Raw genomic sequence first — 19,195 nt, 5'->3', positions numbered from 1 at the left:
CGACGGGGGGCGTTGCGATGCGGTCAGGGGGTCAGCCGACGGCCGTCGTCACCCGCTGCCGGGCCGGGGCCATCGCCCAGCGGATCGTCGCGGTGGCGGCGCGGCCGAGCGGCAGCAGGCACGCCTCCTCGACCGCCGGCACCCTGGGCAGCCGCAGCTCCTCCGCGGCCCACCGCGGGAGCAGTGCCACGGCGTTGGCGGCGAGCACCCCGTAGGGGAGCCGGGCGGCAAGCGGAAGGGGAGGGTGCAGCAGCAGGAAGCGGGAGGCCTCCAGTGCCTGCGTGGTGACCGTGAGCTCAGGGCGGTAGGCGGCCAGCCGCTCGGTGAGCTCGGCCCTGCTGCGGGGCGGATCGGGGACGCCCAGTTCGACGGCGACACGCGCCATGTCCTCGACATAGCCGTCGTACCCGTCGTCGGACAGCGGATGCGCGCCGAACCGCTGGTGGGCGCGGAGGAAACTGTCCGTCTCGGTGATGTGCACCCATCCGAGCAGATGCGGATCCGAGGCGTGGTACGGCTCACCGCGTTCGGTCAGACCCCGCACCCGCTCGTGCACCGCCCGTACCCGGGCACACGCCTGCTCGGCGTCGACCGCGGTGCCGTAGGTGGTGGTGGCCAGGAAGAGGCTCGTGCGCTGGAGCCGGCCCCACGGGTCGCCCCGGTAGCCCGAGTGGGCGGCCACGGCCGCCATGGCGCGCGGATGCAGCGACTGCAGCAGCAGGGCGGACAGCCCGCCGATGAACATGGAGGCATCCCCGTGCACCCGGCGGACCGGCCGCTCCGGCCCGAACCAGCGCGGGCCGGGAGTGCCGTGGATGCGGGCCCGCCGACGGACGCCGTCCGGCCCGGCGACCCGGGCGAAGAGACCCTGGCCCAGACGCTCCCTGGGGCCGCGGCCGACCGCTTCGGTGAGTCTCATGGGTGCCGTGCCCTCCTCCCGGCCGGATGTGGCTCCCTCGTCACTCGAACCTCAGCCATGGCCGAAACGGTTGAAAGTGCTTATATTTCTTTGTACCTCTGCCGGGTCGGGCGATGCGACCAGCATCGCGGATCCGTGCTGCCCCGACGGAGTCGGCGAAATGATCGCCGGAGGTATCCATGACGTCCTTCCTCTCGACGAACTGGCGCGAGGCGGCGGCCTGCCGCTTCGAGGACCCCGAACTCTTCTTCCCGCTCGGCGAGGACGGCCCGTCGCTGCGGCAGATCGAGCAGGCGCGGGCCGTCTGTCACCGCTGCCCGGTGATGAGAGCCTGCGGCGCCTGGGCCCTGCGGCACGGCGAGAGCGACGGGGTGTGGGGTGCGATGACGGCCGGTGAGCGCCGGAGCCTGCGGCTCGACCGCCTGCCCCGCAGGGCGCCATGACCACCGTCCTGATCGGGCCCGGACCCCGCCCCGCGGTCAGGCCCGGATGCCCCGCATCAGATGGGCGACCAGGCCGGTCGCGAACTCCTCGGTGACGGGCAGGTCGGGCAGCAGCAGCCGGTGGTAGCAGGCCCCCCAGAGCTGGTCCACGACGATCTCGGGATCGACGTCGGCGCGCAGCTGCCCCTGCTCGCGCGCCCGCAGCATCCGCCGGACCGCCAGCTCACGCCGGGGGGCGGAATAGCGTTGCGCGAGAGCGGCGGCCAGGTCGGGGTCGGTCTGCGCCTGGCCGATCAGCTCGGCGATCACCCTCCCGGCGGGGGTCCTCGTGAGCAGCTGGACGAAGGCGTGCAGCTGCGCCGTCAGATCGGCCTCCAGGTCACCGCTGTCCGGGAAGGCCAGCGCGGACTCCACGGCGTGGAAGTAGCCGTCGAGGGCGAGCGCCCCCTTCGACGGCCACCACTTGTAGATCGTCGTCTTGCTGATGCCCGCCCGGTCGGCGACCGCCTCGATGGTGAACGCGCCCATGCCGCGGTCGAGCAGCAGGGCGCCGGCCGCGTCCAGCGCGTCGGCGCGCACCTCGTCCGCGGGGCGCCGACCACGGCCCCTCCGTACCCGTGCGGCTGCTGCTCCGCCTTCCGGCCGTTCCGGCATGCGCCGACCTCCCTGGTCCCGTCACTGTTGTCCGACCGGCCTCACCCTGGCATATGGACGCGACGTCCACAACGTGATTATATGAACGTGGCGTTCATAAAGAAGCGCCCAGGAAGAAGCGGAGGCAGCATCATGTCCGAGAACACAGAGAGCACGCGGGCCGCACGGGTCGCCCTGGTCACCGGTGCTTCCGGGGGCATCGGCCGGGCCGTCGCCCAGCGGCTCGCGGCCGACGGCATGGCCGTCGGTGTGCACTATGCCGGAAACAAGGCGGCGGCGGATGAGACCGTCGCCGCCATCGTGGCCGGCGGGGGGAGGGCGATCGCGGTCGCCGGAGACGTCGCCGACGAGGGTGCGATGGCCGAGGCCTTCGATGCGCTGGAGCGGGCCTTCGGCGGGACCGACGTCGTGGTCCACACCGCGGGGGTCATGGTCCTGGGGCCGGTCGCCGACTACGACCTGGACGCTTTCGACCGATTGACGCGGACCAATGTGCGCGGCACCTTCGTGGTGGCCCAGCAGGCGGCCCGGCGCGTGCGCGGCGGCGGCGCCATCGTCACCTTCTCCACCTCGGTGACCCGCCTGTCCTTCCCCGGCTATGCCGCCTACGCGGCGAGCAAGGGCGCCGTGGAGGCCATGACGCCGGTGCTGGCCCGTGAGCTGCGCGGCCGTGACATCACCGTGAACGCGGTGGCGCCCGGGCCCACCGCCACCCCGCTCTTCCTCGAGGGCAAGGACGAGGAGGCGATCGCCCGCCTCGCCGCCCAGGCCCCGCTGGAGCGTCTGGGCACCCCGGAGGACATCGCCGAGACGGTGGCGTTCCTCGCCGGTCCCGGACGCTGGGTCAACGGACAGGTGCTGTTCGCCAACGGCGGCATCGCCTGAGGCGGGCCAGGCCGCCGGGAGCGGGGCGGTTCACCCGCGCGGGTTGTCCTCGCGGCGGATTCACCGGGCCCCCGCATTCCCGGGTCATCCGCGGAGCAGCATCCGCCCATGGAGCAAACCGCATCCGACAGCCCGCCCCCGTCCGCGGCGGGCCGGTACGGCACCGAGGCCGTCTTCACCGCGGACTTCACCTCCACCCGCCAATGGGTGGCGGGGCGGTCATGGGCGTATCCGAACGGTGGCCCCGTCAATCCCGACGACAACAAACTGGACCATCTCGTGGCGGATCCCGCCTACTGCCGCTCGGGAACCTTCCGGGCCACCCGCCGGCCGGACGGGCGGTGGAACACCGGTCTGCTCACCACGGAGGGGAGTGAGGAGGCCTTCGAGGTCCGCACGGGGGACGTGCTCGAGGCACGGGTCCGGCTGCCGCGCGAGACCGGGGCCTGGCCGGCCATCTGGACCTGGCGGGACGGCGACCAGGAGATCGACGTCTTCGAGTACCACCCCGACAACCCCGACCTCCTGGAACTGAGCAACCACGTCCGAGGCGGCAGCCTCTACCACCGCGACCCGGCGATCGGACCGGGCGCGTGGATCGATCTGCGCGTCGAGTTCGGCGGCGGGTCCGTGGTCTGGTGGGTGAACGGCGGCCAGGTGTTCGCCGACGGGCAGGGAGTGGGGCGCGACTGGCACGCGTATCTGATCGTCAACCTCTCGGTGTGCGCGGGCCGCTACCACCCGCCGCCCGACCCGGGGACCAGCGAGATGTCGTACGAGGTGCAGCGCCTCGTCGTGCTGCGGCCGCTCGCGCGCCCGGAGGCGGTCGACGAGGGTGACGGGTGAGGGGTTCAGTCCGGGGCGTCGCTGTCGAGGATGCCGCCGAGTTCCGCCACGAACGCGGGCATCTCCCGACGGAACGCGGCGAGGTCCAGCCCCTCGTCGGTCACGACGGCGAGCAGGGCGCGCTCCCCGACCGCCGTGACGATCACATGCCCGGCGCTGCACCGGGCGCTCATCTCCCGCAGGGTTCCGGTGGCGCCCTGGTCGGCGAGTCGGCGCCCGAGGGACAGCGTGGCCGCGGCGACGGCGGCCATGGACTCCGGATGCGTCTTGCCGGCGTCACTGGCCACCACCAGCCCGTCGACGGTCGCGAGCGTGCTTTCGGTGACACCCATCACCTTGTCCCGTAGGGAGATGAGGATGTCGTTCACGGGGTCGCTCATGGCGCCTTCTTCCTGGTGAGCGGTCTGGGTGGGGACGGCAGGGGAGCGACGGGGGCCTGGTGGGCCGGTCAGGGACGGCGTTCGGGGGAGTCCGCGGCGGCCGGCTGGTGGCCGGTGCGGCGCGGCAGGCGCCGGGGCAGCGCGGTCGTCGCGGGGGCGGGCGGGGCGTCGGAGCCGGGCGTACGGGGCGCGGTGCTCGGCCGTACCGCGGCACCCGCCGGCGCCGTGTACTGGACGAGCTCCAGGGCGAGCAGATGCCGGAGGTCGAGCAGGACGGCGAAGAGACCGCGGCCCAGCGCGAAAGCGAGATCCCGGGGGGTGCGGCGCCCGTCTGCGGCGGACAGGAGTGCCTGGTGGCGTGGGGGCAGCCCGGCGGTGGATTCCGGCAGCGCGGCGGCGGACGTCGGGTGCACCCGGTCCCGGGCCGACCGGGCGATCGAGCCGGGCTCCGCGGCCAGCAGGCCGAAGCGGCGCGTGGTCTCGGCCACCAGCCGCTCGGGGGGCACGCCGGTGCCGCCGTACAGCACGGGGACGGGCTCGCCGACCTCCCAGTTCGTCGGCCTGTTGAGGGAGAGCGCGAAGGCCGCGTCGAAGAGCGCAGCGAGGCTGACGACCTCCAGTTCCCCGGCGCCGAGCAGTCCGCCGGAGACGAGTTCCCGCGCCAGGCGCTCATGCGTGGTGTCGGTGGCACGCACGGAGGTCCACGCCTCCTCCGTGAGACGGCCGGACTTCAGCAGGATGGCCTCGACCCCGGGGGCGCCCGGTGTCTCCAGGGCGACCACGAGCCCGTCGCGCACGTGGAGGGTGCCGCCCGGAGTTCCGGAGACGGCGACCGTGCAGGACCGGCGCTCGGCGTGCAGGCCGGACAGGAGTGAGGGGAGGTTGCGGGCGGCGGCCGGGGTCTCGGAGTCGTTCCGGCTCATGCCAGCAGGGCGTCCGCGTGCCGTGTGAGGTCCTGCAGGGCCCAGGCGAGGTTCGTCCGGTTCCGGTCCACGGTCGCGCACAGCAGGACGGGATCGCCGCCGTGGCCGACGCTCAGGGTCACATGGTGCGTGCTCGGTGTGGTGACGACGATGCTCTCCAACTCGTCGGTGCATCCGGCCTGCCGCAGATGGGTGTCGGCGATGCCGACGACGTCGTGGGCGTCCTGGCTCGCGCCCGCCTCGCCCAGCGAGGCGTAGGAGAGGCCCGTCACGGAGTCCACCACAGCCGCGCCGACGATGCCGGGCGTCTGCAGAACGCGGGTGAGGGCGGCCTCGAGTAAAGCCATCGGTTGCCCCTTCGGTTGCCCTGTCGAGCACAGTACTTTATTTGCCAACCATCGCAATACTGGCCAAAGATGAGCTCGGTCGAAATCAACGACATCAGAAATAACCATGGTTGTCGTTGTAAATGATCAACTTCGGTCGGTCGTAAGGGAATGAGGGCACCGGCGTGAACATTGAGAGCACGCTCAAGGAAGCGATGAGCATCGAGGGTGCCCTGGGGGTGGCCCTCGTCGACTACGAAAGCGGAATGTCGCTCGGGGTGCTGGGTGGAGGCCCTCAGCTGGACCTGGAGCTGGCCGCCGCCGGTAATACGGAGGTCGTCCGGGCGAAGCAGCGCACCCTGAAGTCGCTCGGGCTGCAGGAGGAGATCGAGGACGTCCTGATCACCCTCGGCCAGCAGTACCACCTGATCAGGCCGCTGGCCAGGGCGCGCGGCGCGCTCTTCCTGTACCTCGCGCTGGACCGGAGCCGCGGCAACCTCGCCCTGGCCCGCCACCGGCTCAAGGCGCTGGAGGCCGAACTCGAGGTCTGAGGCCCGACAGCGGACGGACCCCGCACCACCAGAAGGGGTACGGGGTCCGCATCCGAGCGCCGGGCAGGCCTTGCACCTGCATTTCCCCGCAGGAAGCGGGGCGTCTTTCCTTGGACCACCAACGCGTCGCCGAGGTGCGGGAGTCCCGCCCTTCAGCTGTGGCCTTAGCTTAACGCATGGTCACTGTGTCGGTGTGTCAGGAACCGGAGGTCCTGCCTCCGACTTGTCACAGATGGTCATCGCCGACGACCGGACCGGGGACAATGCGATGATGTCGACGACACCGGTTTCGCTGCGGGGCCGTCAGGCGACGTCACGGCAGCGCTCATCCGCCCGACCGCCACGAAAGCAGAGCTCCTGCCGTGTTCTCCGTCTTCGACGACACGCCGATCTACCACCGCCTCGTCACCGAACGCGGTGATGTGCCCGCCCAGGTGCGCGGCGAGGCCGAACGCATCAAACGCGACCTGGACCGTGTCATGAGCAGCGGGCCCTCGCTCACCCCCGGGCTCCCCGCGCAGAGGTCGTTCTTCTCCTGACGCCGGCCCGATCCGATGACGGGGGGCACCATGAGTGAGGGAGAAGCCGTCACCGTGCCCCGTCAGCTGACGCTGCCCGACGGCCGGCCCGCCCTGGCGGCCTGGACACGCTCCGTCGTCGAGCGGTGGGCCCGCGAGGCGCGGCGGGTGGCGGACACCCACGCCCTACGGCGGCCACCGGGGCGCACGCCGACTTGGGTGACCCACCGCGCACACCTTCGTCGCACCGCCACCGACCATCGGCCGACTGCGCCGCACGCGCCCAAGCCCCGCCACGGTGGAGGCATGGAGAAGACCGAAGGGATCAGCCGGGCCCGCTTCCTGGGCGGGGCCGCACTCGGACCGGCGGACCGCGCCCGCGCCACGGACGCGGAACCCGACCGCGCCACGGAAGGGCGCCGGGGACTGCGCCACCGGGGTGTCGTCTGCACGGTGGGGCAGGGCGAGACGCCGGCCCAGCCGCGCCACGGGGCCCGCGCGCTGAGCCCTCAGGGACAGGCGTACGTGAACTCGGCCTTCGCCGCCCCGCCCCCCGCGGACAGCACACGCAACTCCGCCACGGCGGTGTAGCGGCCGTGTCCCTGGAAGGTCCACAGCAGATGCAGGCGCACCACCCGCCGGCCCTCGGCGACCGTCGCGTGCAGGACGTCGGAGGCGGTGCCGTCGTTGCGGACCCAGCGGTAGGACAGCTCACCCCGGCGCCCGTCGGTCCGTACGACACCGACGACGTCCGCCGTCCCGTCGCAGCCGGTGCTGCGCAGGGCGGCCGCCGCGGTGACCTCCCGCACCGTGGGACCGGGCCCGTCGTGCTGCCGCCACAGCAGGAACAGGACGGCGGCGAGCAGCACCAGCGCGGGCAGCGTGTGCCGCCGCAGCCGGCGGTGCGGACGGGCCGGCGGCGTGGGCAGAACGGCCGTCGGGTGCACGCCGTACGACCTGGCGGCGGTGACGCCGGGGCCGAAGCGCAGGACCGTCCCGTCGGTGTGCTCGGGGGACGCGGTCGGGCCGGAGGTGTCCAGCACCGTCGTGCCGTCGTCGGGACGCACGACCCAGTGACTGTCCAGCACCGTGGCGCTGTAGTCGTCGCGTTCCTCGGCCGGGGACCGGCGGTCGTGAGGAATGGTCATCGGAGCTCGCACCCCCGCGTCAGGATCTGCTGGGACGCGCCGCCGTCCGCCGAGGCGGGGGTGGTCGAAGCCTGCACGGTCCAGTAGCAGCCGGTCCCCTGGAAGGTGTGCTCGACGGTCACCGTGTACTGCGTGGCACCACTGCGCCGGTACGACACCGGCGCACCGTCCGCGGCCCCCGCCTGTCCGGCGCTGTCGCCGGTGAACCAGGCGAGGGTGACGGAGACGGGGCCGGTGCCGTCGGTGGTGAGGGTGACCGTCGTGCCGGCCGTGGTGGGGCCCGTCTGACGGAAGGCGGACACCGAGACCTCCTTGACGGCGGTGGAGGCGGCCGGGGACGGGGAGGCGCCGCCCGTCGAACCGGGGGAGCCCGTCGGGGTGGGCGTGCTTGCCGAGGCGTCCGGTGAGGGGGCCGGGTCGGTGCTCACCGATGGCGGTGACGAGGGTTCGTCCGTGGCGGAGCCCGAGGGCGAGGCGCTCGGGGCCGGGGAGCCGGTGGTGGCCGACGGCGTGTCCGATGCGGTGGCCGGGGGGAGCGGGCCCGCGGCGGTCGGCGGCGTGGGGCTGGTGGTGGCCCGCGCCCGCGCCTCCAGCCCGACGTCCGCTCCGGCGCCCTGACCGATGCCCTGGCCGAGAAGGAGCGCGACGAGCACGCCGGCCGCCGCCACGGCCACCCCCGGCCACGTGGGCCGCCAGGGGTGCAGCCGCCCGGCGGCGTCCGGGCCCAGCACGGTACGCGCCGCGTCGGTGGTGGCCCCGGAAGCCGTACGGCCGGAGGGGAGCAGGAAGAGCGACAGCGCCACCAGAGCGGCCAGCCGGCCCCGGCCGCGCTCCTCCCAGTCGGCTCCGTAATGCGCCACGGCGGCCCGCTCCAGGTCCGTCACGAAGGCCGCCGCGTCCGTGGGACGTTCCGCCGGCCTCTTGGCCAGCCCCCGGCGGACCAACGCGCGCACGGCCTCGGGCACCTCATCGACCGGGACCGGCTCCTCCGTGTGCTGCAGCGCCAACTGGGCCAGATTCTCACCCGCGTAGGGCTTACGGCCCGTCAGGCACTCGAAGAACGTGGCGGTGGCCGCGTACACGTCCCCGGCGGGCGAGGCCGGCGCCCCCGTCCACTGCTCCGGCGCCATGTAGGCCGGGGTGCCCGCCACGCCCGCCCTGATACCTGCGTCCACCGCGATGCCGAAGTCGACGAGCTTTGACCCACCCTCCGGGGTGACCAGGACGTTCGCGGGCTTGTAGTCGCGGTGGACGACACCGGCCCGGTGCGCGTCGGCCAGCCCGAGCAGCGAACCCTTCAGCACGGCCAGCGCGGACTCCGGGGAGAGGGGACTCTGCCGGGCGAGCAGGGCCCGCAGGGAGACGCCGTCCACCAGTTCCATCACGATGGCCGCGCCCTCCGGCGCCTCCACGTACTCGTAGAAGCCCGCCACGTACGGGCTCTCCAGACCGCCCAGCAACTCCGCCTCGGCGCGGAAGCCCCGTACGAAACCCGGCCGGCCGCGCAGCGATTCGCTGAGGTACTTCACGGCCACCGGCAGACCGGTCGGCTCGTGCAGGGCGAGCACCACCCGCCCACTCGCTCCGGAACCGAGCTCCAGTGACTCGGAGTACCCCGGTACGGCCCATGTGCTCATCGCCATCCCCCTTGCCGGCGCGCCCCGCTCCTCCATGGCCCCGGGAACGTCGGACCACGGCTCCTGAGACATGCTTTTCGGCCAGTGCGGTTGCACCGTTCCCCCAGCGATCCAGGATGAGCGAACGAACCGTTGTGCGATAGTGGGATGCCATGATCTCCGTGGCCTACGGCCGGCCGAACCTGACCGAGAGCGGAAGAAGGCTCAGGAACGCAGCTCTCCTCGTGGTGTCCGGACTCCTGCTGTTCACCGGATGCGAGGACTCCCTGGGAGCGCCGCCCCCGCCGCCGGACGGTCCGTCCGCCGTCACGGCCTGTGTCACGGTGGACGAGGAACTGATCGCCGACGTGAACGACGACGGCCTCCCCGACCGCGTCGCGGACCCCTCGGGCTACGGAGCCGAACTGACCATCACCTTCGGCGTCGGCTCGGTCCACGAGACGACGTCCGGCCCCCGTGACCTGGCCGACCATGCCGGGGAGCACCAGGAGTACGTGCGGGCCGCCGTGGCGGACTTCGACCGTGACGGGTGGAGCGACCTCGTCGTCGTGGCCGGAAGGAAACAGGGCGGCGACGATCCGATCCCGCCCAAGATCGCCGAGCTGAGGCTGGGGCCCTTCTCCAACTCCGGCCGGGCTCAGCAGATCCTCCCGCTCGACCTGGGGGCGACGCAGAACATCGCCGTCGCCGACTTCGACCACGACCTCTACCCCGACCTCGCGGCGTACACGTACATCGGCGACGGCGTGTTCGCGACACAGGCCCAATTCGGGGAGCGCGCCCGCGGCCTCGGCCCCGACACCAGGGACTACACCGAGATCGACACGGAGGCGGGCGACAGCGGCGGCCCGGTCGCCTTCCCGAACGCGGGCCTGGCGCCCTTCTACCCCCCGTGCCCCCGCGACGACACGACCGGCTGATCGATCGCAAAACCGTTTGGATTGTCACCGTCGTGTTGAAGAATGCGCGGCATAGAGATCAACTACGTCCGCACGGGGTAAACGGTGGTGAGCCCGCCGTCCCTGAAAGAGGTCACCGCCGATGCCGCCCGCCGCCCCGTCACCCGTCCGCGCTCCGCTGACCCGCGCCGAAGCCGACGTCCTGCGGATCATCTGCGACGCGCGCCACCCCGTGTACGTCACCGTGCACGCGAACGGGCGGCGCAGATACAGCTATTGGCGGCCGCTGGACTCCGCCACCGGCAGGGGAGGCTGCTATGTGGCTCTGCCCACCGCCGAGTGCGACGGCCTGAAGGCGGCGGGCCGGATATCCCTCGGCGAACCCGTCACCGACCCCACCAGGACCACCTACCGGGTCCGCCCGGTGCGCGTCCCGCCCGCCCCCGCGCGCGTCCCGGCCGCACCCCCTCTGCGCGCCGTGCGGGACGGCCTGCGCCGCGCGGCGTGAGACTCCCAGCCGTTCCGCGCTGGTGTCGTCGGGCGACAGGGGCAGGGTCTCCGGCCGCGCGTCGGTGCGGGAGTTCCGCCCTCGGGCGTCCGCGTGCGGCGGGCCGGCGCCGGGGACGAGGGCCGGCGCCACGGCGGCCGGGGTCGGCCCCTCGTCGGGATGCTCGCCCCGGACGCCGGGCAGACCGTGATCGGACGCGCCCCGCTCGTCGAGGGGCCCGCTCCCGGGCCGGCGCCGGTCACCGCAGGGCGTTGTCAGTGGTGGCAGGCAGGATGACAGGTATGACAACACCTGGTGCAGTGATTGCGGACGCCGTCGCCTACGCGCAGGCGGTCGAGGAGGCCGTGCGGGCGGCCGCCGCCTACTACGCGGGCGGTACGTCGGCACTGGACGACGACGCCTACGACCGGCTGGTGCGCTCCATCGCCGAGTGGGAGGCCGAACACCCGGAGCAGGTGCTGCCCGACTCGCCGACCGGAAAGGTCGCCGGCGGCGCCGTGGAGGGGGACGTGCCCCACACGGTGGCGATGCTCAGCCTGGACAACGTGTTCTCGGCGCAGGAGTTCACCGCGTGGACCGCCTCACTGGCCCGGCGCGTCGGATACGACGTCACCCGCTTCAGCGTGGAGCCCAAGCTCGACGGTCTCGCGATCGCGGCCCGCTACACCGAGGGCCGCCTGACCCGGCTGATCACGCGCGGCGACGGGACGGCCGGGGAGGACGTCTCGCACGCCGTCGGCACCATAGAGGGCCTGCCGGACCGGCTGACCGAACCCGTCACGGTGGAGGTACGCGGCGAAGTCCTCATGACGACCGCCCAGTTCGAGCACGCCAACGAGGTGCGCACCGCCCACGGCGGACAGCCGTTCGCCAACCCCCGCAACGCCGCCGCGGGCACCCTGCGCGCCAAGGACCGTGCCTACACCGTGCCCATGACGTTCTTCGGCTACGGCCTGCTGCCCCTGCCCGGCACCGAGCCGATCCTCGCCGCCTCCCTGACCGACGGCGCGCACAGCGACCTCATGACGCTCAGCGGCGCCTACGGCGTGAACACCACCGCCACCACCGACGTGCCCGGCACCACGGCCGCGACCGCCGAGGAGGTCCTGGCCCGCGTCCAGGAGATCGCCGCCCTGCGTGCCCGACTGCCCTTCGGGATCGACGGGATCGTCGTCAAGGCCGACCTCGCCGCCGACCAGCGGGCCGCCGGCTCCGGCTCACGCGCCCCGCGCTGGGCCATCGCCTACAAGCTGCCGGCCGTGGAGAAGATCACCCGACTGCTCGCCGTGGAGTGGAACGTGGGCCGCACCGGCATCATCGCCCCGCGCGGCGTCCTCGAACCGGTCGAGATCGACGGCTCCACCATCAGCTACGCCACCCTCCACAACCCGGCCGACATCACCCGGCGCGACCTGCGCCTGGGCGACCACGTCATGGTCCACCGCGCCGGCGACGTCATCCCCCGCATCGAGGCCCCCGTCGCCCATCTGCGCACCGGCGAGGAACAGCCCATCGCCTTCCCCGAGTCCTGCCCCCGGTGCGGCGCCGGCATCGACAGCAGCGAGCAGCGCTGGCGCTGCGAGAACGGCCGCAACTGCCACCTCGTCGCCTCCCTCTCCTACGCCGCCGGCCGCGACCAGCTCGACATCGAAGGCCTCGGCCACACCCGCGTGGTGCAGCTCGTCGAGGCCGGGCTGGTCACCGATCTCGCCGACCTGTTCACCCTCACCCGCGACCAGCTCCTCGGCCTGGAGCGCATGGGGGAGACCAGCACCGACAACCTCCTGACCGCGCTCACCAGAGCCAAGGGCCAACCGCTGTCGCGGGTTCTGTGCGCCCTCGGCGTCCGCGGCACCGGCCGCTCCATGTCCCGCCGGATCGCCCGGCACTTCGCCACCATGGACGCCCTGCGCGCCGCCGACGCCGTGGCGGTCCAGCAGGTCGAGGGCATCGGCACCGAGAAGGCCCCGTCCATCGTCGCGGAACTCGCCGAACTCGCCCCGCTCATCGACAAGCTCGCCGCGGCGGGCGTCAACATGACCGAGCCCGGCGCCACACCGCCGCCCCCGGCGGGGACCGGATCCGACGCCGAGGACGCCACTCCACAGCCCGCCGCCGGTCCGCTCGCCGGTATGGCCGTGGTGGTCACCGGCGCGATGACCGGACCGCTGGAGAAGCTCAGCCGCAACCAGATGAACGAGCTCGTCGAGCGGGCGGGCGGCCGGGCCTCCTCCAGCGTCTCCAAGAAGACCTCACTGGTCGTCGCCGGGGAAGGCGCCGGCTCCAAGCGGGCCAAGGCCGAGACCCTGGACATACGCCTCGCCACCCCGGACGAGTTCGCCGCCCTGGTCGCCGACTACCTCGACACGGGGGAATAGCCGTCGGGCCGCCGGTCTCCGCCCGTTCCGCGGAGACCGGCACCACCGGCTCGTCTCACGGCTTGCGGGCGAGTCCGCCGTGCTCCGCGACGACCTGGGGGGCGGGGGAAGCGGCGTCCGGGCGCCACTGGGAGACCGACACCACGCCCGGCTCGAGCAGCTCCAGCCCCTCGAAGAAGGAGGTGATCTGCTCGGGGGTACGCAGGTTGTACGGGACGGCCCCGCTCTCGTTGTAGGCGTTCTGGGCCTGCTCGAAGACGGGGTCGATGCCCAGCGAGCCGTCGTTGATGGAGAGATAGCTGCCGGACGGCAGTGCGCCCATCAGACGGCTGACGAGGGCGCGGGCCTGGTCGTAGTCGGCGACGTGGCCCAGGATGTTGCTGAGGATGAGCGCGGTGGGCCGGGAGAAGTCCAGTGTCTCGGCGGCGGCCTCCAGGATCCGGTCCGGGTCCAGCACGTTGGCGTCGACGTAGGCCGTCGCCCCCTCAGGGGTGGAGTAGAGCAGGGCGCGCGCGTGGGCCAGCACCATCGGGTCGTTGTCGACGTAGACGATCCGGGTCTCGGGGGCGATCCGCTGCGCGACCTCGTGGGTGTTGTCGGCGGTCGGCAGACCCGTCCCGATGTCCAGGAACTGCCGGATGCCGGCCTCGGCGACCAGATAGGTGATGTTGCGCTGCAGGAAGGCACGGCTGCTGCGCGCGATGGTCACGATGCCGGGAAAGACGGCGGTGTACGCGTCTCCGGCCTCCTCGTCGACGGGGTAGTTGTCCTTCCCGCCCAGCCAGTAGTTCCAGATCCGGGCCGAGTGCGGCACCGACGTGTCGATCTTCTGGTGTGCCGCCGCTCCGGGCGTTGTCACGTGGTCGGTCATGAGGAGCGTCCGTCTTCCGGTCGAGGAGTGGATCAGTCACCGCACAACTTACGTCCCAACGACCCGCTTACGTACACCAGTTCACGTTTCCTGTGGTTTCGAACAGTCGCCGGGCATGTGACACCGCTGAGGACGGGCCCGCACAGACCCGAGTCGTCGCGCTGCTCGGCGACATCCGCACTACTCGGACGAGTCCTTCCGCTTGTGCACACGCCGCCCGCCCCGCGCGACCTCGGCCTCCGCGCGACGGGCGCCGCCTAGCGCAGGGGAGTGGTCTCCAGGAGTTCGCGGGCCATGCGCAGTGCGGGCGCCTCGGTCTGCCGGGCCACGTGCCGGAAGGTCTCCTGGGCGGCGCGGGCCGGCCAGGCCGGGGGCAGGTGCCGGGCGGGGAGCCGGGGGTCCGTACGGATGGTCCACAGCCATTCACTGACCAGCCGCAGCCGGGTCCCGATCGGATCCTCCCCGGAGCCCGTGCCCAGGTGGACGGTCCAGCGTTTGTCGAAGGTGACGTACCGGGCGGCGATGCGCTCCAGGTCCCAGGTGTCGCGGATCATCAGCTCGATGTCGGTGGCCTGGTCGGCCCGGGCGTGGAAGATCTTGACGTGGTCGGAGAGCCCGAGCTCGGAGACGACCGAGGACACGTCGACGTCCCCCGGAGCGATCCACAGCCCGCTGTACAGCGCGCCGAACCCGGACCAGGTCAGCCGTGAGCGCAGGTCGTGGCGCTGGCGTTTCCAGGCGTCGGGGAGGGAGAAACCGAGCAGCGTCCAGTCACCGCCCCAGTCGTCGTTGACCGCGCCCTGCTTCCAGATGCGGGTGCGGCCGTCGTTGAGGATGCGCGTCGCCTGCGGCGTCAGGCCGAAGTACATCTTGCGGCCCTCCCGCTGGCGCTGGAGCAGCCCCCGGTTGACCATGCGGGTCAGCGTGGACCGTACGGCCTGCTCACCGACCCCGACGCGGCCCAGGACGTCGATGATGCTGCCCGAATAAACGCACAACCGACCCTCCCCCAGCACATGGTTGCCGAAGAAGGCGAGCATGAGCGACTGCGGACGCGGCTGCGGGCCGTCCGAGATGTCGCCGTCCGAGGTGTCCAGGATGTCGTTGTCCTCCACGGGGAAAGGGTACGGCCGCCCGCCGACAGCGCGACGGGCGGTCGTACCAGGTCATCGGCCGTCGGCGGAGCGGAATGTGCGGTGCCCGGCGCTGTCGGTGTACGCCTGCCGCGGCAGGGCCTGCGCGCCACGGGCCGTGCGACGCGCGGTGCGGGTGCCGGCGGTCACGCGGAGATCTCCTGGGCGTGGGTGGTGGCGGGGCTTTCCGTGCTGTCGGCGAGGGACGAGCGGCTGGTCTCGCGCACGAAGCAGACGGTCAGCGCGGTGATGAGGGAGCCGCCGCAGATCAGCAGGGCGACGGGGGTGCCGCTGTGGCTCCCGGCGACGAGGCTTCCGGCGATCATGGGGGAGAAGCCGGCGCCGATGAGCGTGGCGCCCTGGTAGCCGAGGGAGGCGCCCGTGTAGCGGACCCGGGTGCCGAACATCTCGCTGAACAGGGCGCCGAGCGGGCCGTACATCGCGGACTGGGCGATGCCGTGCCCGAGGACGACGGCGAGGATCAGCAGGCCCGGCGACCTGGAGTCGACCAGCGCGAGGACGGGGAAGGCGAGCGCCGCCGAGGCGAGGGCACCGGTCAGGACGACCGGGCGGCGGCCGACCCGGTCGGAGAGCGCGGAGACACAGGGCAGTACGACGAAGGCGACGGCGGCGGAGACCGTGAGCGCGGTGAGCACCTGCGGCCGCGCGTACCCGATGCCGGTGGCGTACGCGATCAGGTAGCTGGTCAGCAGCGACTGGGCGGTGAAGGCGCCGATGCCGACGCAGCAGGCCAGCAGCACCGGGCGCGGGTGCCGCAGCACGTCGAGGATCGGCAGCCGCGCCTCCGAGCGCTGCTTCCTCACCTCGGCGAAGAGCGGACTCTCCACCACCTTCAGCCGTACGAAGAGGCCGACGGCGAGCAGCAGCACGCTGAGCAGGAACGGCACGCGCCAGCCCCACGCCGCGAACTCGTCCTTGGGGAGGGTGACGACGAGCGCGACGACGGCGGCGGAGATCAGGGAGCCGAGCGGTGCTCCCATCTGCGTGAAGCTCGACCACAGGCCGCGCCGCCGTTCCCCGGCGTGCTCGACGACCATCAGCGTGGCACCGCCCCACTCACCGCCGATGGCGATGCCCTGCACGACACGCAGGGTGATCAGCAGCACCGGTGCCCAGACGCCGATGGCGTCGTAGGTGGGCAGGAGGCCGATGAGGAAGCTGGCGCCGCCCATCAGGCCCATGGTGAGCAGCAGCATGGACTTGCGACCGAGCCGGTCGCCGAAGTGGCCGAAGAGGATGCCGCCGAGCGGACGGGCGACATAGCCGGCGGCGAAGGTGCCGAACGCGGCGATGGTACCGACGGCGGGATCGGCGCCGGGGAAGAACAGTTCGCCGAAGACGAGGGCGGCGACGGTTCCGTAGACGAGGAAGTCGTAGAACTCGACGGCGGTGCCGAGCAGCCCGGAGAGGGCGACCCGGCGCAACTGCCGGGTTTGTGCGGGGGACGGGGACATCGCGGTCTCCCTTGACCGGGGGGAAGGACACCGTGAAGTTAGGCTCTATGATGATTGGCGTCAAGAAAATGCACAACATTGACTGGCGCCGCGGACCGGGAAGCGGCGGTCGGGCAGATGCGCATGCGCCAGGTCGGCGCGTGCGGGAAAGCGGCTGCCGCCCGGCGGGGCCGGTTCCTATCCTGGACAACGGCGTGGTTGCGGCGGCCGGGGGAGGAGCCGACGATGGGGGCGCTGCGGAGGCTGCGTGCACGGCGGTTCGACCAGCGGGCGGAGCGCCGCCTGAGGGTGCTGCTCGTCGTGCTTCGGGTGCTCGTCCTCGGCGTCGCGGTCTACGGCCTGGTCCACTGCCCGTCCTGGATCGAGGAGCGGTATCGCGCCACGGTGGTCTACCGGAACGCCTCCTTGTGCCCGGCCGGGCACGAACCGGGCGACACGGCGGACGACTGCATTGAGCGGACGACGGCACGGGTCGTCGACATGGGCACCAGCCGGTCGTGCACCACGGACAGCAACGGCCTGCAGTCCTGTACCACCTACTACAGCCTCGACGTCCGGCACGCGCGGGGCACCGTCTCCCTGGACGTCGAGGAGGAGACCTACGACGACGTCGACCGCGGGGACCGGGCCGACCTGCGCCTGTGGGACGGTGCCGTGGTGCGCATGGAGGTCGCCGGCCACACCGAGAAGTACCTGGCCCCCGCCGAGAGTTCGTTGCTGTGGCGACTGGCCGGCACCTGGCTCCTGCTGGGCGCGGCGTTGACCGCACTGGTGTTCCCCCGGTCCTTCCTGCCCTTCTTCGCCGGAGGGTGGCTGCTGCTGACGCTCTCCGCCGTCGGTGTCACCTATGGAGTGCTGTTCGGGGTTTCGGGCTTCTGGGAGTGGCTGCTGTACGCCGCGTTCGGCGTGCCGGGCTTCTGGTGCCTGGTGGGTGGCTGGCGGGCGACCGGATTCCGGTAGACCAGCGCGGTCAGTCCACCGGCCAGGTGTGGACGGGCGCGTTGAGATGCATGTAGTCGATGTACTGCTGCGTCATCCGCCGCAGGGCCTCATGGCGGCCGGAGTGGGTGGAGCCGGCGATGCGGTGGAAGGTCTCCTTCTGCCAGACGGCCCCGTTGCGCGCGGTCACGCACCGCTGCTCGATGATCCCGAGCAGCGGCTCCCGCCAGGCCTCGTCCATGCCGGAGTGCTCCAGCCCCCGGTGCGCCAGCGGCAGCAGTCGCCGCAGGACCAGTTCGGGCACCGGCACCTCGCCCGTCCCCGGCCAGTACAGCAGCGCGTCCATGCCCTGCCGGGCCGCCGTGTGCAGATTGTCCTCGGCGGCCTGGAACGACATCCGCGACCACACCGGCCGCTCCTCCTCCACCAGCGCGCGGGTGAGCCCGTAGTAGAAGGCACCGTTGGCGAGCGTGTCCGCGACGGTCGGCCCGGCGGGCAGACAGCGGTTCTCCACCCGGACATGCGGTCGGCCGTCGGCGACGGCGTAGACCGGGCGGTTCCAGCGGTAGATGGTGCCGTTGTGCAGGGTGAGCTCACCCAGCTCGGGGATGTCGCCCTGGTCCAGGGCCTGGGCCGGGTCCTGCTCGTCGCACAGGGGCAGCAGCGCCGGGAAGTAGCGCAGGTTCTCCTCGAACAGGTCGAAGACGCTGGTGATCCACCGCTCCCCGAACCACACCCGCGGCCGTACCCCCTGCACCTTGATCTCCTGCGGGCGGGTGTCGGTGGCCTGCTCGAAGAGCGGGATACGGGTTTCGTGCCACAGTTCCCTGCCGAACAGGAACGGCGAGTTGGCCGCGAGGGCGACCTGCACCCCGGCGATGGCCTGCGCCGCGTTCCAGTACCCGGCGAACTCCTGCGGGGAGACCTGGAGATGGAACTGGGTGCTGGTGCAGGCCGCCTCCGGAGTGATCGTGTCGGCGTAGGTCCGCAGCCGGTCGACACCGTCCAGCTCGATCCGCAGATCCTCACCGCGTGCCGCGAAGACCTGGTCGTTCAGCAGCCGGTAGCGGGCGTTCTCCGACAGGGCGCCCTCGCCGACGTGTTCCTGCCGCAGCGAGGGCAGGATACCGACCATGATCAGATGGGCGCCGACCGACCGGGCGCGCTCCTCGGCGTGATTGAGCGCGGAGCGGATCTCGGACTCCCAGGCGTCGGGACCGCCCTCCGTCAGCCGGCGGGGCGCCAGGTTGATCTCCAGGTTGAAGCGGCCCAGCTCGGTGGACCAGGCGGAGTCCGCGATGGCCTCCAGCACCTCGCTGTTGCGCATCGCCGGCTCGGCCCGGCCGTCGACGAGGTTCAGCTCGATCTCCAGCCCCACCCGCGGCCGCCCGGACTCGAACCGGTCCTCCCGCAGCATCCGGGCGAGGACGTCGAGGCACTCGTGCATCTTGATCCGGTATCGGCGGCGGTCCTCGCGCGTGAAGACCATCGCCGGGACATCGCGCCCCATGGGTCCTCCCGGCTTCTCCTAGTGCCGCGGCAGGCAACGTTTGCCCGTCAAGGAGCGGCGTCGTGGGGTCCCTCCCGCTCGAGCGAAGCCGAGAGTGGGGGAGCGTGCTCTCGGCGTGCCGGGCGCAAGCCCTCGTACTGGACGTACTCGGGGTTGTGCCCGGTGCGGCGAGAGGGCGTGCCGGGCGTCGCGACGGGGCGAACGTCGCCTGCCGCGGCACTAGGACGCCTCTCACCTCCAGCGTCGCATCCC

The 19,195-nt window shown here is 72.3% G+C and carries 21 protein-coding genes; 10 read left to right on the top strand and 11 right to left on the bottom strand.

The genetic code is table 11. From position 1 onward, the window contains the following. Positions 1–31: 31 nt before the first annotated feature. Positions 32–919, bottom strand: a complete 888-nt coding sequence (locus ACIBVL_RS37325; protein WP_399104634.1) for an oxygenase MpaB family protein — start codon at positions 917–919, stop codon at positions 32–34. Between the two features lie 179 nt (positions 920–1,098). Between ACIBVL_RS37325 and ACIBVL_RS37320 the strand changes: the two genes are divergently transcribed. Further along, a complete protein-coding gene (locus tag ACIBVL_RS37320; protein WP_399104632.1) occupies positions 1,099–1,362 on the top strand; it encodes a WhiB family transcriptional regulator in 264 nt (87 codons plus the stop codon). A 36-nt stretch (positions 1,363–1,398) separates the two neighbouring features. On the opposite strand, the gene ACIBVL_RS37315 is transcribed toward ACIBVL_RS37320, so the two are convergent. Further along, positions 1,399–2,016, bottom strand: a complete 618-nt coding sequence (locus tag ACIBVL_RS37315) for a TetR/AcrR family transcriptional regulator (RefSeq protein WP_399104630.1) — start codon at positions 2,014–2,016, stop codon at positions 1,399–1,401. Positions 2,017–2,148: 132 nt separating this feature from the next. Here ACIBVL_RS37315 and ACIBVL_RS37310 point away from each other — a divergent pair, with 132 nt between their 5' ends. Together ACIBVL_RS37310 and ACIBVL_RS37305 are read left to right on the top strand one after the other, a co-directional pair. Further along, positions 2,149–2,901, top strand: a complete 753-nt coding sequence (locus ACIBVL_RS37310; protein ID WP_399104628.1) for an SDR family oxidoreductase — start codon at positions 2,149–2,151, stop codon at positions 2,899–2,901. Positions 2,902–3,009: 108 nt separating this feature from the next. Beyond that, positions 3,010–3,747: a beta-glucanase gene (locus ACIBVL_RS37305; RefSeq protein ID WP_399104626.1), complete on the top strand. Its 738-nt coding sequence runs from the start codon at positions 3,010–3,012 to the stop codon at positions 3,745–3,747. Between the two features lie 5 nt (positions 3,748–3,752). On the opposite strand, the gene ACIBVL_RS37300 is transcribed toward ACIBVL_RS37305, so the two are convergent. The 3 genes from ACIBVL_RS37300 to ACIBVL_RS37290 all read right to left on the bottom strand — a co-directional run bounded on the left by ACIBVL_RS37300 (position 3,753) and on the right by ACIBVL_RS37290 (position 5,397). Then, positions 3,753–4,127: a roadblock/LC7 domain-containing protein gene (locus ACIBVL_RS37300; protein WP_399104624.1), complete on the bottom strand. Its 375-nt coding sequence runs from the start codon at positions 4,125–4,127 to the stop codon at positions 3,753–3,755. Between the two features lie 68 nt (positions 4,128–4,195). Next, a complete protein-coding gene (locus ACIBVL_RS37295) occupies positions 4,196–5,050 on the bottom strand; it encodes a hypothetical protein (protein ID WP_399104622.1) in 855 nt (284 codons plus the stop codon). Beyond that, positions 5,047–5,397 (bottom strand): hypothetical protein, encoded by a 351-nt coding sequence (locus tag ACIBVL_RS37290; protein WP_399104620.1) that lies wholly within the window; start codon positions 5,395–5,397, stop codon positions 5,047–5,049. The genes ACIBVL_RS37295 and ACIBVL_RS37290 overlap by 4 nt, the downstream gene beginning before the upstream one ends. 164 nt (positions 5,398–5,561) lie before the next feature. On the opposite strand from ACIBVL_RS37290, the gene ACIBVL_RS37285 reads away from it, so the two are divergent. From ACIBVL_RS37285 to ACIBVL_RS37275, 3 genes are all read left to right on the top strand, one after another. Next, the gene (locus ACIBVL_RS37285) at positions 5,562–5,927 is read left to right on the top strand and encodes a hypothetical protein (protein ID WP_399104618.1); all 366 of its coding nucleotides are present in this window, start codon (positions 5,562–5,564) and stop codon (positions 5,925–5,927) included. A gap of 362 nt (positions 5,928–6,289) precedes the next feature. After that, positions 6,290–6,466, top strand: coding sequence for a hypothetical protein (locus ACIBVL_RS37280; protein WP_399104616.1), 177 nt, complete (start codon positions 6,290–6,292; stop codon positions 6,464–6,466). A gap of 30 nt (positions 6,467–6,496) precedes the next feature. Next, on the top strand, positions 6,497–7,036 hold the full coding sequence (locus tag ACIBVL_RS37275) for a hypothetical protein (protein ID WP_399104614.1): 540 nt from the start codon (positions 6,497–6,499) through the stop codon (positions 7,034–7,036). On the opposite strand, the gene ACIBVL_RS37270 is transcribed toward ACIBVL_RS37275, so the two are convergent. Together ACIBVL_RS37270 and ACIBVL_RS37265 are read right to left on the bottom strand one after the other, a co-directional pair. Next, a complete protein-coding gene (locus ACIBVL_RS37270; RefSeq protein ID WP_399104612.1) occupies positions 6,955–7,593 on the bottom strand; it encodes a hypothetical protein in 639 nt (212 codons plus the stop codon). The genes ACIBVL_RS37275 and ACIBVL_RS37270 overlap by 82 nt on opposite strands. Further along, the gene (locus ACIBVL_RS37265; protein WP_399104610.1) at positions 7,590–9,230 is read right to left on the bottom strand and encodes a protein kinase; all 1,641 of its coding nucleotides are present in this window, start codon (positions 9,228–9,230) and stop codon (positions 7,590–7,592) included. The genes ACIBVL_RS37270 and ACIBVL_RS37265 overlap by 4 nt, the downstream gene beginning before the upstream one ends. A 152-nt stretch (positions 9,231–9,382) precedes the next feature. On the opposite strand from ACIBVL_RS37265, the gene ACIBVL_RS37260 reads away from it, so the two are divergent. From ACIBVL_RS37260 to ligA, 3 genes are all read left to right on the top strand, one after another. After that, positions 9,383–10,150: an FG-GAP-like repeat-containing protein gene (locus ACIBVL_RS37260; RefSeq protein WP_399104608.1), complete on the top strand. Its 768-nt coding sequence runs from the start codon at positions 9,383–9,385 to the stop codon at positions 10,148–10,150. Positions 10,151–10,271: 121 nt separating this feature from the next. Beyond that, positions 10,272–10,637 (top strand): hypothetical protein, encoded by a 366-nt coding sequence (locus tag ACIBVL_RS37255; RefSeq protein WP_399104603.1) that lies wholly within the window; start codon positions 10,272–10,274, stop codon positions 10,635–10,637. A gap of 281 nt (positions 10,638–10,918) precedes the next feature. Beyond that, entirely contained in the window at positions 10,919–13,015 is a 2,097-nt protein-coding gene (gene ligA / locus ACIBVL_RS37250; protein WP_399104601.1) for an NAD-dependent DNA ligase LigA, read from the top strand. A 55-nt stretch (positions 13,016–13,070) separates the two neighbouring features. Here the strand turns inward: ligA and ACIBVL_RS37245 are convergent, their stop codons facing one another. From ACIBVL_RS37245 to ACIBVL_RS37235, 3 genes are all read right to left on the bottom strand, one after another. Next, positions 13,071–13,886, bottom strand: coding sequence for an SAM-dependent methyltransferase (locus ACIBVL_RS37245; protein WP_399104599.1), 816 nt, complete (start codon positions 13,884–13,886; stop codon positions 13,071–13,073). 257 nt (positions 13,887–14,143) lie between these two features. Further along, on the bottom strand, positions 14,144–15,001 hold the full coding sequence (locus ACIBVL_RS37240) for a PaaX family transcriptional regulator C-terminal domain-containing protein (RefSeq protein ID WP_399104597.1): 858 nt from the start codon (positions 14,999–15,001) through the stop codon (positions 14,144–14,146). 164 nt (positions 15,002–15,165) lie between these two features. Next, on the bottom strand, positions 15,166–16,494 hold the full coding sequence (locus ACIBVL_RS37235) for an MFS transporter (RefSeq protein ID WP_399104596.1): 1,329 nt from the start codon (positions 16,492–16,494) through the stop codon (positions 15,166–15,168). 225 nt (positions 16,495–16,719) lie between these two features. Here ACIBVL_RS37235 and ACIBVL_RS37230 point away from each other — a divergent pair, with 225 nt between their 5' ends. Then, on the top strand, positions 16,720–17,454 hold the full coding sequence (locus ACIBVL_RS37230) for a hypothetical protein (RefSeq protein WP_399104594.1): 735 nt from the start codon (positions 16,720–16,722) through the stop codon (positions 17,452–17,454). Between the two features lie 10 nt (positions 17,455–17,464). Here the strand turns inward: ACIBVL_RS37230 and ACIBVL_RS37225 are convergent, their stop codons facing one another. Then, entirely contained in the window at positions 17,465–18,943 is a 1,479-nt protein-coding gene (locus tag ACIBVL_RS37225) for a glutamate--cysteine ligase (protein WP_399104592.1), read from the bottom strand. Between the last annotated feature and the right edge of the window lie 252 nt (positions 18,944–19,195).

Origin of the sequence: Streptomyces sp. NPDC049687 (genome assembly GCF_044465285.1) — a bacterium.
GTDB lineage: Bacteria > Actinomycetota > Actinomycetes > Streptomycetales > Streptomycetaceae > Streptomyces.
This window is presented reverse-complemented; position numbering and strand designations above follow the sequence as displayed.